The sequence below is a fragment of the Novacetimonas cocois genome, from assembly GCF_003311635.1.
Lineage (GTDB): Bacteria > Pseudomonadota > Alphaproteobacteria > Acetobacterales > Acetobacteraceae > Novacetimonas > Novacetimonas cocois.
Genome location: NZ_QEXL01000022.1, coordinates 21480 through 35528, shown reverse-complemented (window position 1 = coordinate 35528; position 14049 = coordinate 21480). Strand labels below are relative to the sequence as shown.

Here is a 14049-nt window from a genome sequence, read left to right as displayed (position 1 = left end):
TGAATCACGCATGCCGCTAAACACCAACAATTTTTTATGAGTTCACGACCTAGCGGACGCGTGCCGCATATTGCGTTCGAATGGATGCAATCTGTTCCCGCATCCTCTCAATCAGCTCCAGGGTAATCCTGGACGTCCCGGCCATGGCACGCAGCATATAGAGGATCCAGGGCTCCCATGCCCCTTCATCCCGCACTGTCTGCAGCAGATAATAATACTCATTCTTGTGACGGGTGATGTAGCGCGACAGGTAAAGGACCGGAATATTCAGAAGCCCTGTCCGGGTCAGATACAGCACGTTCAAGATTCGTCCGATCCGACCATTTCCATCCGGGAAAGGATGGATGCTCTCAAACTGATGATGGATCAGAGCCATCTTTATGAGGGGATCCAGATACTAAAAGAAGGGATAAGGTCTCATTTTATACTGGTATAAAAACCACCATCATGAACCTTCCTTCTGAACAGCACCGCTCCCTTGGAGCCTTTCTGCGTACGCGACGTGACGCCCTGTCTCCGCAGGACGTTGGATTGCATGTCCTGCCCGGACGGCGTCGGGCACGGGGGTTGCGGCGGGAAGAAGCCGCCCAACTCTGTGGTATCAGCACGACGTGGTATACGTGGTTGGAACAGGGTCGGAATGTCTCCTGCTCGGCGATGACACTGGCGCGTATTGCCACGGCTCTGCATCTGTCCCCTGCCGAAAGGCTCTATCTGTTCGAACTGGCCCAGTTGAAGGATCCCGATGCCTCACGGCCAGTCACCGCATCCAGTCTTCTCCAACCCGTCCGGACTTTCCCGGAGCAAGTAACCATGCCTTGTTATGTGCTGGATCCCCTGTGGAATGCCTGCGTCGCCAACAAAGCGGCCCAGCGTCTGTTTGTCGGATGGCTGGACAGCGAGGAGCGCAACCTGCTGCGCTACGTCTTTCTCGACCCTGCAGCCCGAACCTTTCTGGATAACTGGGAAGGCAGTGCCCGACGGGTTCTTGCTGAATTCCGGGCTGCAGCATCCGTGGCGACACCCATCTGGTGGAAACACTCGTGCAGGAGCTTCGATCCCAAAGCCCGGATTTTGAACGACTGTGGCACAATCACTGTGTATTGCTACGCGAAGGCGGCCCTTGCCGGTTTCGACATCCGACTGATGGCCCATTGGACTTTGACCAGACTACCCTCACCTTCACGACATGGCCGCACTACCCGCTGGTAACACTGAAGCCCCGATGAACACTTTCGAAAGCCTGCTCCCACATTATGATTTTTCTGAACGTCACGCGATTATCATTCGTGGTCAGGCATCTGATATGCTGGACGCCGTTGCGGCTTTCCGCGTACAGAATGCCCCCCTTGTGCGCCAGATTACCCGTCTGCGTGAACTTCCTGGCCGACTGATGAAGTACCTGTCCGCAAAGCTCTTGCTGGTCGCTCCTGACCTGTCGGTTGCTTCGGTCCATCAAAGATGGCCTCATCTCAACGTTTACACACATGTGTTCTTCGACAAAAATGAGCCTTGGTATCTTTTCGTCTGTTTCCTATGTGTTTCCTGCGCGTATATCCCAAACGCAAAAAAGCCGCCTCTATGGGCGGCATTTTTTGTTAGATATCAGTATGTTCGGTTTGGTTGCGGGGGAAGGCAACCAACGATACTTGCGATTGGTGGACCGCGAGATACCCCGTCGCGCCGCGTAACAGAATGACAATGCCAGCGAGCACGGACATATCCAACTGGAATCCTTGCAATAGACAATCTGCCTCATATATAATCCCATATAACGGTCAATATATGAGGCATCCTATCATGTCTGAGACTACATTCCTCATCGACGCCTTTGATCCATCGGGGCTGATCGCTGCAGAACGACTGAGCAATATGCTGCACATCACAAGGGGTGAACTGGCCGTAACACTGGGGCTGTCACGCGATGCCGTCTCCAAAAGCGCCCGCCTCGGCCGCCCCGCCACCCAGGCGAGGCTGCGCGACATGGTCGAGATCCTCAATCGCGTCCGGCCATGGGCTGGCTCGGCCCAACAGGCTTTCGCATGGTACCGGTCACAACCCCTACCCTCCTTCGGTGATCAGACTGCTGAGGCGCTCGTCCGGGAGGGACGCGCCGATGCTGTCCGACGCTATCTGGATCGGATTGCCACCGGGGGATACGCGTGAGGTTCACCGGACGGGTATTCAGGGCTCACAATCCCCGCTGGTCTTTCACCCCACTGTCAGGCGATGGTGCGGCGCTCCACGGAGGGCGCTTCAACCCGGTCGGCACACCTGCCCTATACACATCACTTCGGATGGAGACTGCGTGGCTCGAAGCACAACAGGGTTTTCCGTTCAAGCCGCAGCCTTTAACTATTTGTGCCTATGACGTCGATAGCGAACCCGTCCTAGATTTGACCGATCCATCCTGCCTTAACGATCTGGGCTTCTCCTCCGCCACTTTGGCCTGTCCGTGGGAAGACGTTGCTAATCAAGGCACAACGCCGCCCTCATGGGAACTAGCAAAGGCACTCATGGCCAACGGAACAGCTGGCATCATCGTCCCCAGCTTTGCTCCCGGAGCAACGCAAAGTGATCGAAATCTTGTATTCTGGAGTTGGTCAGATGGCCCGCCTAGTCGCGTGACGATCATTGACGACGAGAAGCGTTTACCAACGACGGCAGCATCCTGGCCATAAACTGGCAGGGGAGCAACTACAGAATGGTGATCATCTGCCATCCGCTTTGGTGCGTGCCCCGTCTGTCTACCATAAATTCAGATACAATATTTTGTAAAAATAATGGATAACACAACATGAATTCATTAGCAGGACAATGGCTCGGCGTCTTAACTGGTGAACCCTCCGGTCAAGTCATATTTGATTTAGAATTGCGCTTGGATCACTACTCGGGATCTGCAATTTTTCGGCCGACAGATCCGAACCTACCTTCCACGCTTATACCAGAAATAACAATTCCCATCGGGCATTTGAAATACAATGCAAACGTGAAAATTATAGCGTTCAATAATACAACAAAACAAGCCATGTCATCACATGAACTCAAGATATACGAAGATCAATTTCAGCATCCAGACATTGCAAATATCGAAATTGAACTTAATCCGTCCGGAAAATTATTATTAAGCTTCATAACTACAGTCAGTAGCGGGAAAGGAGAACTTCACCAATCCCCGTTATCGAAACAGTCTATCTGGCAGGCAGACCCATCGGTTTCAACGTGGAACGAATTCAAAGAATATATATCCAAAATAAAAGTATCAGATTACGTATTTCGAGGGCAACGAGAGGCGTGGCCTTTGCAAACTTCTTTTCATCGAACTGGTCGATGCGATTTACAGCGTTATCGCCGGGAAGATATTCCAACCCTAAGGAAGGAACTATTATCTCAATTTCCCTTTTTTTATGATATAGACCGACCCGATGTTTTAGGTGGTTTATATAACCTTGCCCAACATCATGGTTTCCCCACGCCTTTATTAGATTGGACGCGTTCACCCTACGTAGCAGCCTTTTTTGCATTTCGTGGGGTTCCCCCGTCTACGGAAAATTTAAAAAAAAGCTTTGCACGAATTTTTCTTTTCAATTGCCAAGCATGGTCTCCAAATCAAACCAATCAGGCCTATCTGATCAATACTGAGCCTTACGTTACCATTCTTGACCTACTTCCAATTGCCAACACACGCGCATTACCACAGCAAGCTGTGGCCATGCTGACCAACCTGAGGAACATCGAAGATTATATAAAATTCATAAGCACTAGAAATGAAAAAAATGACTCATTCCTGCGCGCGTTTGATATACCATGGAGTGAACGAAATAATGCTCTGAATGATTTAAGGAGCATGGGTGTAACGGCTTCTTCCATGTTCCCCGGCCTGGATGGTATTTGCGAGGATGTTAGGACACGTCTTTTTTATGAATAGATATATTCTTATTTTCTAATCTAACGCATCCTTAATTTACCTCTCTTGCATAAGCATAAATCAGCTTCAACGCAGCTTAATTTCAGGTCAATGAAGGACACCTCACAATGGGTATACCCTCCCTCTTTTCTGCAATTTCATTTTTTCTTTTCCAAACTCATATAACGACTGTGTCGTATTGTGACGCCATAACCTCCCGCAGAATGTCTGCAATACTGATTATTGGCAGATCAAACCGTTGAGAAAACACATCCAGTTGCGTCCGGCGGGCCATGGTGCCGTCCTCGTTCAGGATTTCACAGAGCACTCCAGCAGGTTTGAGGCCAGAAAGCAGAGCCAAATCCACCGATCCCTCCGTATGACCGCGCCGTGAGAGCGTTCCTCCTTTTGCAGCCTTCAGCGGAAAGATATGACCTGGCACCATGAAATCCTGCTTCGAAGCACCCGGTTCAATCGCCGCGCGGATCGTCCGGGCGCGATCATTGGCAGAAATCCCTGTCGTGGTTCCTTCCTTCGCATCAATCGATACTGTAAAGGCGGTACCAAACGGACAGGTATTCTCATCAGCCATCATCGGCAATGAAAGACGTTCAACGTATTCCTCGGCAAGGGGTAGGCACACCAACCCTCGTCCATGTGTAATCATGAAATTGATTGCATCAGGAGTCACGAATTCAGCCGCCATGACCAGGTCGCCTTCGTTCTCCCTGTTGTCATCGTCTACCATGATAACCATTCGCCCTGCACGCATAGCCTCGATCGCACGGGCAACAGTGGGAATTATGGAGCGGATAGAGTGACCGTGTGCGACGTTCATAGGGCGTCAGCCTTTCCTGTTTTGCATGATTGTCGTGAAGCGGGATCTGTCAGCCACGGTCACGATGGTCCGCATCGCCCATTTTCCAGTAACCGGCCGCATGCAGGCGACCAGAAGGAAGCAGACGATCGACGGTCAGATAAGTCCGCACGGCTCTGACCATGAAAGACTCACCCGCGACCCACACCTGACAATCGGACAGGTCAAGAACTGCCCCCTGTACGGCGAGTTCGAGCTGCCCCGTCGTGCCGGGAGGCTCGCTACCCGAATGCAGCCAGGTAACATTCAGGGATGCAGCAGTTTCCAGTTTCTGTTCTTCATCTTTGCCATTCACTTCAATAAAGGCATCGGCAGTAACGCCAAGTGGTAACGCCTCAAGAATAGCCGCTATCGCTGGAAGCGACGTCGCATCCCCCACCATAAGATGGCGACTTGCAGCGGGATCAACGCGGTATCCTGCGCGCGGCCCTGCCAGTTGAAGCACATCCCCAACTTTTGCCTTTTCGGCCCAGGCAGACGCCGGACCGTTGTCGCCATGCAGGACAAAATCCATTTCCATCAACCCGGCAGTCGCCTCATAGCGGCGGATCGTATAGGCACGTCCTTCCGGCTTGCGGCCGGGCGGTGCAGGAAGGAACACCTTCATCCATTGCGCGGGATGCTCAACCGGTAGTCTCTTGATATCGTCTCCGACGAGCGTGACGCGCCGCATGTGCGGCGTCACATCATGCACCGCCTTGACGACTGCCGGACGTAACGTCCTGTTTTGTGACATCATTTTCATCACGATGACTTTCAGAAATCCGGGGACCGCAAATGAAAAGGCTCTGGCCCTCTGGGGAAGGCAGAGCCGTGGAAAATTGGCCCTCTTGTCTGAGAACACCTTACGGTCTGATCCAACCTTCAAAAAATACCGTGAAATGGAAAGTATCATTCCATTATATGAAATGGTCGCATCTGAAGATTACTGGCATCCTGAACAAGGTCGTGACGTAAGACGTGGAGTGATTTGAAAACGTGAAACCGACGGACCTCAATCTTCTCCATGCACTGGACATCCTTATTGAGGAACAGAGCGTGGGCCGTACAGCGGAACGCCTTGGGCTAAGCCCACCTTCCGTGAGCCGTCTGCTCGCCCGTGCCCGTGAAATCATGGGCGATCCCATTCTGGTACGGGCAGGACGGGAACTTGTCGCCACGGAGTATGCCCGCACCCAGCACGCCCGGATCCGCAACATCATTGCCGAAGCTCAGGACGTTCTCCTGCCGAACACGGAACTGCATCTCGACCGACTGGAAAGACGGTTTACAATCCGGGCAAATGAAGGATTTACAGCGGCGTTCGCCTCAAGCCTCGCAGCCCGGATCGCTCATGATGCCCCGAAAGCGGAACTCCGGTTTGCCCAGGAACATGAGTCCGACGACGATGCGCTGCGCGAAGGACGCATTGATCTCGATATCGGGGCGCTCCGGGCCATGGGACCGGAAGTACGGGTTCAGACCATTTTTCGCGATCATCATATCGGACTGGCACTTCCGGACCACCCTATCTTCAAAACTGAAATTTCTCCGGAACGCTTTGTATCGTTTCCGCAAATCAGTGTCTCACGCCGGGGACGTGCGGAAGGGCCTGTTGATCAGGCGCTGATGGCGCATTACGGGCTTCAGCGACAGGTTTCTCTCATCGTTCCTTCCTTCATGCTGGCGATCGCTGCTCTTCCCGGTACGGAACTGATCGCCCTCGTACCGCGCTTTGTCCTGCGTGCTGTCGAAGCTTTGGGGATACAATTGAGAACGTTCGATATTCCTGTACCACTCGATACACTTGTCATTGCACAGGCATGGCATCCCCGTTTCGATCGCGATGCAGCGCATCGCTTTCTCAGACAATGCGTGCGCGAAGTCTGTGCACCGGTGAGGCGTCAGGACGATAAGACGTCCTGATCGGACTCAGCTTTTCTTTCGAGGCAGTCGGGCAATCCAGATGATTCCCACGGATGCCGTAAAGGCAAATGTGGAGATCATGTAGAATTCATTCATGGAAACCATGTCTGCCTGAACCAGCACCTGATGGTAGATAGCTCCCCAGGCCTGATCCCCCGTCAGCCCCGCACCTTTCAGGGTCGTCACGGCATCCGCCGCACGATCGTGATAGGGTGTAAGTGTCTCGACCAGATGCGCCTGATGATAACGGGAGCGCCGATCCCAGAACGTCTGGGCGAGAGAGGCGATAAGATTTCCAGACATCATGCGAATGGCTGTCTGGAGCCCGGACGCTGCAGCGAGGCGTTCCGGCGGAATGCCAAACAGGGAAAGAGCCGTCAGAGGTGTCAGGAAAAAGCCGATCCCTATCCCCTGGGCCAGACAGGTGAGAGCAATCGTACCGGCATCGATATCCGTCGTGAAATTTGCCCGCCAGAACGCCACAGCGGCCCAGCAGAAGAAGGCCAGCGACGCGAAGAGGCGCGCATCCCCCTTTCTGACCCATGCCCCAAGAAAGGGCGCAAGCAGGATACCAAATACACCCATGGGGGCGGTCACGAGCCCTGCCCATGTCGCATTGTATTCCATATCGGTCTGTAGCCAGAGTGGCACCAGCACGAGGGCTGCGAAATACAACCCGAACCCGATGGCCACCGCGACCGTTCCAACTGCAAAATTCCTGTATGCGAAGAAATGCAGATCAACGATGGGATATTTGGCGCCCAGTTCCCATACAACGAGGAATACAAGTCCCAGCACAGACAGGATCGCTGTTGTGCAGATGAAAGGCGAAGCAAACCAGTCGAGTATCCGTCCACGGTCAAGCGCCACCTGCAGACACCCCATGGCAATGGCAAGCAGGATCAGGCCGATTACGTCAACCGGAAGTCTGACAGTCGGTGTATCGCGTCCCCGCAGCAGCGCCGATGTGGAGACCACCACGAAAATGCCAACCGGTGCGTTGACAAGAAAGATCCACGGCCAGGTGTATTCGTCCGTAATCCAACCGCCGAGCACAGGCCCTGCCACCGGCCCCGCCATGTTCGTCATGGCCCACATGGCAACCGCCAGTGTCCGTTTTTCCGGCGGAAATATAGCAACGAGCAATGCCTGGCTCAGTGGCACGATCGGACCTGACACCATGCCCTGAAGGACACGAAAACCAAGCAACAGCGGAAAGGAGCGCGCCATGCCACAAAGCACTGAGGCAACCGTGAAGGCTGCCACCGCGCAGACAAACAGCCTGACCTGCCCGAACCGACGCGACAGCCAACCCGTCAGGGGTATGAAAATGGCGTTCGCAATTCCGAAAGAGGTAATGGTCCATTCGCCGATTTCGGTGCTGACACCAAGGTTGCCGGAAATGGTCGGGACCGAGACGTTCGCGATCGTGATATCCGTCACTGCCATAAAGGAGGCAAGACCGATTGTCATCGCCGCGAACGCCAGGAGCGGCCCTGACAGCGGCTGGATTGGCTGGGGAGCCGGCCTGCTCATTCCACCTCTCCCATGGTTTTCTTCATGATCTCCGCAACATGACGGTCCGCAGCCTGCTGCTGCTGTGTATAGAGGTCTGTACCAACAGCGGCTGCTGGACGACTGGCCGCCTGTGGATCGCACCGTCCGGTATCAATCTCCACCTCGGTCGACATTCCGATCCGGAGAGGCTTACGGGCCAGTTCCACCGGATCGAATGCGATACGTACAGGCACACGCTGCACAACCTTGATCCAGTTCCCTGTTGCGTTCTGGGCCGGCAGTAAGGCGAAAGCCGCGCCACTGCCAGCGTTCACATCCATGACATGGCCGTGATAGATCACGCTACTGCCATAAACATCCGCAGTCATGGTGGCGGGTTGACCGGCGCAGACATGCCGAAGTTGCCTTTCCTTGAAATTGGCGTCGATCCAGAACTGGTCGAAAGGCACGACGGCCATCATACGATCACCAACAGCGACGCGGCGTCCAAGCTGGACATCACGTTTTGCGACCATGCCTCCAACCGGCGTCCGCACCGTGGCACGCTCCATATCCAGCGTTGCCGCCCGGAGCCTGGCCTTTGCTGCAATAACATCTGGATGGGTAGGAAGCGTCGTGCCCTGTGTCTGGGACAGCGCAACGGTATACGCCGCCTGCGCAACCTGAAGGGCAGCCTTCGCCGTATTGGTGGCATCCGAGGCATGGCGGGCCTCTTCCGCCGTCACAGCCCCCTGGCCAACCACCATACGGCGTGCCCGGAGATCGGCCGATGCCCGATCCAGTTCTGTCTGACGGACAGCAACGAGCGCACTGGCTTCGTCCAAAGCCGCGAAAAGTCTCCGGACATGACGGATGGCCTGACCCAGGCCGGCTTCAGCAGCCTCCAGCCTGATACGCATGTCACTCGTGTCCAGTTCCACGAGAGACGCACCTGTCAACACACGATCAGTGTCGTCCGCCCCGATGGCCCGGACAGTACCCGCGACCTGTGGTGTAATCGCCACAACATGCCCATTGACGTATGCGTCGTCTGTAGAAACGAGTGCACCATTGGAGAGAAAAGTATAGGCGCTCCAGCCAACTGCGATGATTACGAGACCACCACCGAGCCAGAGCAGACGCTTGCGACGGATAGCGGCAGGATCCGCAGCCGCCGGAACAGGAGTATCAGCCATGGTATTTCTGCCCTGCAGAGAAAGTGAAAGAAGGCGACCAGGCGCCACCGAGTGCGCGAATGAGGGTGATCTGGGCTTCAGCGACGCGTGCGGCCGCCTCGACTGAACGGCGCTCAGAGAGCAGCAATGCCGTTTCGGCCGCCAGACGATCATTGGTGTCCGAAAGACCATTTTTCTGACGGATGCGTTCAAGATCGACGACATGCTGCCAGTGCCTGACAGCGGCCTCGGCTTCCTGCCTGGTGGCCTGCCTTGCCTTCAGGTCGGAGATTCCGTCAGCGGCCTGCTGCAGCGCCTTTGACACTGTCGCGTTGTAGTCATTGACAGCAGCATCGTACTCACCGAGCCGGTTTTTCAGGGCGGCACGGAGCTGACCTCCTTCGAAAATAGGAAGGGTGACGGCTGGCCCAAACTGTGTCGCGACACTGCCCGGTCGCATCATGTGACCGATATCGAGAGACCGGAAACCGGCAAAGGCAACAAGATCGACATCGGGATAGAATGCCGCGCGGGCCGCACCAACGGCGTTGGATGTGGCTTCCACTGCCGCACGTTTGGCCTCTACATCAGGTCGATAGCCCAGAAGAACAGCCGGAACATTCGACAACGGCGCCGGATCAGCAATAACTGGCAGATGCGGCCGTGCGATCGCGTCTCCGAAGTCAGGCGATTTACCGAGAAGGGCCGCGATTTCATGTCTGCGGGCACTGATCTCTCCGTCCAGCAGATCAATCTGGCTGCGGGTGTCGGTCAGGGCCTCACGGGCCGCCACAGCATTGATGTCGGTCGAAAGCCCGGCCTTTTCCCGTAACGCCAGCATTTCCACGATGCCTTCACGCCGTGAAAGCCCCTGCTGAGCCACATCGCGCATCCGATACGCTGCATCCAATCTTACATAAGCACTGACCATTGCCGTCTGAATCAGAAGGCGCGCATCAGCGACCTCAAGAGAAGAAACCTTCTGCCAGTAGCGTGCCGAACGTGTCAGTTTTCGCCAACGTCCCCAGAAATCGACATGATACTGAACATCAAGCTGGAGTTTACCCTCACTCCCGAAATTTCCTTTGTATGGCGCGGGATAATAAGAGTGATTAGGGAATTGCTCTCCTGCTATCCAGCCGAACCCATCGACATGGGGCAACTGGTTGGCTCGCGCTGCGCCTTCTACGGCAGCAGCCTCACGCAACCGTGCCTGTGCAATCTGGATCGAGGGAGCACTTTCCTGCGCGTCTCCTACGAGCCGCTCAAGCTGAGGATCATGATAGACCAGCCACCATGCCTTGGCGGGAGATGTGTGAGCAGACTGCTGTTGCGCCTGTTCAATATCATGACCGCTTTTCAGGATGCTGACATCCGTGATTTTACCTTCAGGACGCTCATCCCTGCCGGGAGCACATCCTGAAAGGGCCAGAAGAGTGGAACAGAACAGCAGCCACGCTCGCGTCTGTACTCGATTTGTAGTGTACATCGCACCGTAGTTCCTGTGATTTCAGGAACCATTGCCTACCAAGGTCCATACTGATCAGAAATGCCGTGGAATGGAATGATTCATTTCATCTCGGGGAACGCTCCGACTGACAACGGTCTGAAACAGGAGCCTCAGCACGGATACATCGGAACATCCTATGTATTGACTCTGCGAACGCTTCGCACTTACGTTTGGGGTAACCTAATTCGTTGGACAGACCCTCAATGACCCAATTGATATGCAGATGCGATCACACGAGCCATAAGCGCCGCGCTGGCGATGCTTTTCATGACCGACGCAATCCATTTTTCTGCATTCTGCTTGGATGTGGTGTGGCTCTGCCCTGCATTGGGCAGGCTGCTGAAGACAAAACCCACGACAGAAAACCGAAAACAGAAACGATCGTGGTACGTGCGCAGTATCAGCATAAAGCGAAAGGATACGTTGCGTTCGATAGCAGTACCGCCACCAAAACGGACACTCCACTCCGTGAAATTCCACAGTCCATTTCCGTTGTCACGCGACAACAGATGGATGATCAGGTCACTCAGAACGTCGCGCAGGCGTTACGATACACGGCAGGCGTCTATTCCGAACCGCGCAGCGACACGATATTCGATACGACATTCATGCGAGGGTTCGGTGGCTTCGCGACATCCGCCAATTACGTAGGCTTTCTGGACGGCATACAGTTACAACAGGGACAAGGATGGGCCATTCCAACGGTAGATCCGTCCACCCTTGACCGGGTGGAAGTGCTACGCGGCCCAGCTTCCGTGCTGTACGGAGACGCCAGCCCCGGGGGAATCATCAACCTCGACAGCAAACTTCCGTCTCTTTCCGTCCCCCGGCAGGTTGCGATCGAAAGCGGCAGTCGCAACAGGATACAGGGCACATTCGATGTCGGCGGTGCCCTGACGAGCGATCAGACGCTCCTTTATCGGGTCAGCGGCCTGGGGCGTCGGGTCGATACCCAGATGCGGGACGCAAAAGAGCAACGACTGGCTCTTACGCCCACGCTGACTTGGAAAGCTACGCCACGAGTAAGCGTTGATTTTGTACTCAATGTCCAACGTGATCCGGACAATAACTTTGCAGGCTGGATCCCCGCACAGGGAAGTGTTCTACCTGGCCCGCACGGGCGCATTTCCACGAAATTCAATCCGAGCCAGTCAAACTACGATGGCTACAACCGAACACAGATCATGCCGGAATACCGGGTAAAATATCACTTTCTTCAGGGATGGACCCTACAGCAAACCGTTCGCTACGAATATCTGAATACGAGCTTCAAGGGACTTGCAGTCAATTTTTCCAATCCCTACGACACTGATGGAAATCTCAATCGTTACTCATCCTGGTCACGTGCTGATCTCAACGGTGTGGTGGCTGACACACGCGTGGAAGGGCATGTGACATCAGGACCACTCCAGCACCGCATTCTTGCTGGCGTAACCTATGACCGGTCGGAATCGTCAATGCGCCAGTCGGCTTACGGGCTGGTCTCGGCACTTGATTATAGCGCGCCCGTCTATGATGCCACCATTGTGCCTCCTGCGCTGGCCCAGAGCACAAGGCAGGACTCACAACGTATCGGGGGTTACATACAGGACCAGATCAGGTTCGGTCACTGGTCCCTGCTTTTGGGCGGCCGCCATGACTGGCTTACCATAAGGACGCGAGATCGGCTTTCCGATACGACAAGCACCCAACATGATTCAGCGTTTACCGGACGTGCGGGGCTTGTCTATCTTTTTGAAAACGGATTATCGCCATACGTGAGTTATTCGACATCCTTCCAGCCGGTTGTGGGCGTCGATTATGAGGGGAAAGCGTTTCAGCCGACCCGGGCCAGTCAGGTTGAAGGTGGCATCAAATACCAGCCTGTCGGTTATAACAGCTTCCTGACGGTCGCTGCCTACGACATCAATGAGCGACACGTCAGCACTACAGATCCGGCTCATCCCTACTACTCCGTCCAGCGCGGTGGCGTACGGTCCTGGGGTATCGAGTTCGAAGCCCATGCAGCCCTCACAGATAATCTGGGACTGATTGCGTCCTACAGCTACACGGATCCGACTGTTACACATGATCCGGATGCCAGTCTGATCGGAAAACGCCTCTATGCCGTGCCCAGACATATGGCTTCGCTTTGGGCGAACTATGCCGTCACCTGGGGACATCTGCAGGGCATCAACGTCAGCGGGGGCGTCCGATATGTTGGTTCAAGCGCAGGCGATGAGACCAACAGCTTTACGGTTCCCGGCGTAGTACTGTTTGACACGACACTGCGCTACGATCTCTCCCGCCTGTCAGCCAGCCTTCATGGATGGTCCCTGATGTTCAATGGCACCAACCTTTTCGACCGGAAATATGTGTCATCATGCTTTTCGGCGGGAGGATGTTTCTACGGAAACCGGCGGACGTTCAAAACCGGTGTTGCGTTTCGATGGTAACATGAAGCTACCAGCTTCACCATTATGGGATTGATTGATGCGACGTTTTTATATCGCATTATATTTTCATCAGGTTTCCAGAATTATACAATTCCTTCAGGAGCGCACGCTACGGGCCATGCAGCCCAATTCAGGGCCGAGACCGTGATAGGTCCTGTAACTGAATACAAGAGGATCCCATTTTGCCGGATCGATCTGACCGGACGTTTCATTAATGATCCCGACTGCAGCGTGCAGCACGATGGCTTTTGCGATGATAACGGAAAACCCCTCTGGGTCGTCCGAAACGTCAGTCATGGTATTTACGACAGCCTCAATCTGGATTGGACACTCGGCAACGCGTGACGGACCGCCTTCAGTCGATGTGAGCCGCGTCAGCCCTGCAACCTCAAACTTGTCCCGACAATAAGAGAACTGTCCTGCCTTATGGTCAGGAACAGGATTTTTCCCGGTAAACGCTGCAATGCGCTCAATTGATTCCCACATCTCTGCAGAAGGAAGGTTTACCGTCAGGCGAGGACGATGACGTAAATTTTCCATAGCCTGAGACGCAGATCCCAAGCCAAGCACCAAGAAATCCCTGAGGGACCAGGATGACGACATGGGCGTCAGATTGTCCGAGCCGTCGCTGTTCTCCGTACAGACCAAGGCGACCGGCGTGCCGTAATACATGCTTCGGGCAGGGATACGAATTGTCTTCATTATTTTGAACTCCTGAAAACGCAGCCCCAATGGCGGAACTC

Annotated in this window: 14 protein-coding genes and 2 pseudogenes; 8 read left to right on the top strand and 8 right to left on the bottom strand. The window is 54.5% G+C overall.

The features are described 5' to 3' along the window. Positions 1–49 precede the first annotated feature (49 nt). Positions 50–376, bottom strand: a complete 327-nt coding sequence (locus tag NJLHNGOC_RS14060) for a Fic family protein (protein ID WP_239021548.1) — start codon at positions 374–376, stop codon at positions 50–52. 71 nt (positions 377–447) lie between these two features. On the opposite strand from NJLHNGOC_RS14060, the pseudogene NJLHNGOC_RS16635 reads away from it, so the two are divergent. The 6 genes and pseudogenes from NJLHNGOC_RS16635 to NJLHNGOC_RS14035 all read left to right on the top strand — a co-directional run. Further along, positions 448–954: pseudogene (locus NJLHNGOC_RS16635) on the top strand (helix-turn-helix domain-containing protein); the annotation flags it as partial. Between the two features lie 77 nt (positions 955–1031). After that, positions 1032–1229: an MmyB family transcriptional regulator gene (locus tag NJLHNGOC_RS16630; RefSeq protein WP_338045556.1), complete on the top strand. Its 198-nt coding sequence runs from the start codon at positions 1032–1034 to the stop codon at positions 1227–1229. Then, positions 1226–1699 carry a hypothetical protein gene (locus tag NJLHNGOC_RS16430; protein WP_239021547.1) on the top strand — a complete coding sequence of 158 codons (474 nt, stop codon included), beginning with the start codon at positions 1226–1228 and terminating at the stop codon, positions 1697–1699. The genes NJLHNGOC_RS16630 and NJLHNGOC_RS16430 overlap by 4 nt, the downstream gene beginning before the upstream one ends. A gap of 101 nt (positions 1700–1800) precedes the next feature. After that, positions 1801–2166, top strand: coding sequence for an antitoxin Xre/MbcA/ParS toxin-binding domain-containing protein (locus NJLHNGOC_RS14045; protein WP_113596928.1), 366 nt, complete (start codon positions 1801–1803; stop codon positions 2164–2166). Continuing rightward, positions 2163–2681: an RES family NAD+ phosphorylase gene (locus tag NJLHNGOC_RS14040; protein ID WP_113596927.1), complete on the top strand. Its 519-nt coding sequence runs from the start codon at positions 2163–2165 to the stop codon at positions 2679–2681. The genes NJLHNGOC_RS14045 and NJLHNGOC_RS14040 overlap by 4 nt, the downstream gene beginning before the upstream one ends. A gap of 116 nt (positions 2682–2797) precedes the next feature. Further along, complete coding sequence (locus NJLHNGOC_RS14035; protein ID WP_113596926.1) at positions 2798–3928, top strand: FRG domain-containing protein; 1131 nt, start codon at positions 2798–2800, stop codon at positions 3926–3928. Positions 3929–4112: 184 nt separating this feature from the next. On the opposite strand, the pseudogene ribB reads toward NJLHNGOC_RS14035, so the two are convergent. Next, positions 4113–4745 (bottom strand): annotated as a pseudogene (gene ribB, locus NJLHNGOC_RS14030) (3,4-dihydroxy-2-butanone-4-phosphate synthase); the annotation flags it as partial. A 49-nt stretch (positions 4746–4794) separates the two neighbouring features. Next, positions 4795–5529 (bottom strand): siderophore-interacting protein, encoded by a 735-nt coding sequence (locus NJLHNGOC_RS14025; protein WP_113596931.1) that lies wholly within the window; start codon positions 5527–5529, stop codon positions 4795–4797. Positions 5530–5762: 233 nt separating this feature from the next. Between NJLHNGOC_RS14025 and NJLHNGOC_RS14020 the strand changes: the two genes are divergently transcribed. Next, positions 5763–6689: a LysR family transcriptional regulator gene (locus NJLHNGOC_RS14020; RefSeq protein ID WP_003618925.1), complete on the top strand. Its 927-nt coding sequence runs from the start codon at positions 5763–5765 to the stop codon at positions 6687–6689. Between the two features lie 6 nt (positions 6690–6695). Here the strand turns inward: NJLHNGOC_RS14020 and NJLHNGOC_RS14015 are convergent, their stop codons facing one another. The 4 genes from NJLHNGOC_RS14015 to NJLHNGOC_RS16045 form a co-directional block, all read right to left on the bottom strand. After that, positions 6696–8162: a DHA2 family efflux MFS transporter permease subunit gene (locus NJLHNGOC_RS14015; RefSeq protein ID WP_206059805.1), complete on the bottom strand. Its 1467-nt coding sequence runs from the start codon at positions 8160–8162 to the stop codon at positions 6696–6698. 59 nt (positions 8163–8221) lie between these two features. Beyond that, a complete protein-coding gene (locus NJLHNGOC_RS14010) occupies positions 8222–9382 on the bottom strand; it encodes an HlyD family secretion protein (protein WP_113596925.1) in 1161 nt (386 codons plus the stop codon). After that, positions 9375–10850 carry an efflux transporter outer membrane subunit gene (locus tag NJLHNGOC_RS14005; protein WP_113596924.1) on the bottom strand — a complete coding sequence of 492 codons (1476 nt, stop codon included), beginning with the start codon at positions 10848–10850 and terminating at the stop codon, positions 9375–9377. The genes NJLHNGOC_RS14010 and NJLHNGOC_RS14005 overlap by 8 nt, the downstream gene beginning before the upstream one ends. A 221-nt stretch (positions 10851–11071) precedes the next feature. Next, positions 11072–11377, bottom strand: a complete 306-nt coding sequence (locus NJLHNGOC_RS16045) for a hypothetical protein (protein ID WP_165837946.1) — start codon at positions 11375–11377, stop codon at positions 11072–11074. Between the two features lie 3 nt (positions 11378–11380). Between NJLHNGOC_RS16045 and NJLHNGOC_RS14000 the strand changes: the two genes are divergently transcribed. Further along, entirely contained in the window at positions 11381–13306 is a 1926-nt protein-coding gene (locus NJLHNGOC_RS14000) for a TonB-dependent siderophore receptor (protein WP_165837945.1), read from the top strand. A gap of 96 nt (positions 13307–13402) precedes the next feature. Here NJLHNGOC_RS14000 and NJLHNGOC_RS13995 read toward each other — a convergent pair whose 3' ends face one another. Then, positions 13403–14008, bottom strand: a complete 606-nt coding sequence (locus NJLHNGOC_RS13995; RefSeq protein ID WP_113596930.1) for a flavin reductase family protein — start codon at positions 14006–14008, stop codon at positions 13403–13405. Positions 14009–14049 lie beyond the last annotated feature (41 nt).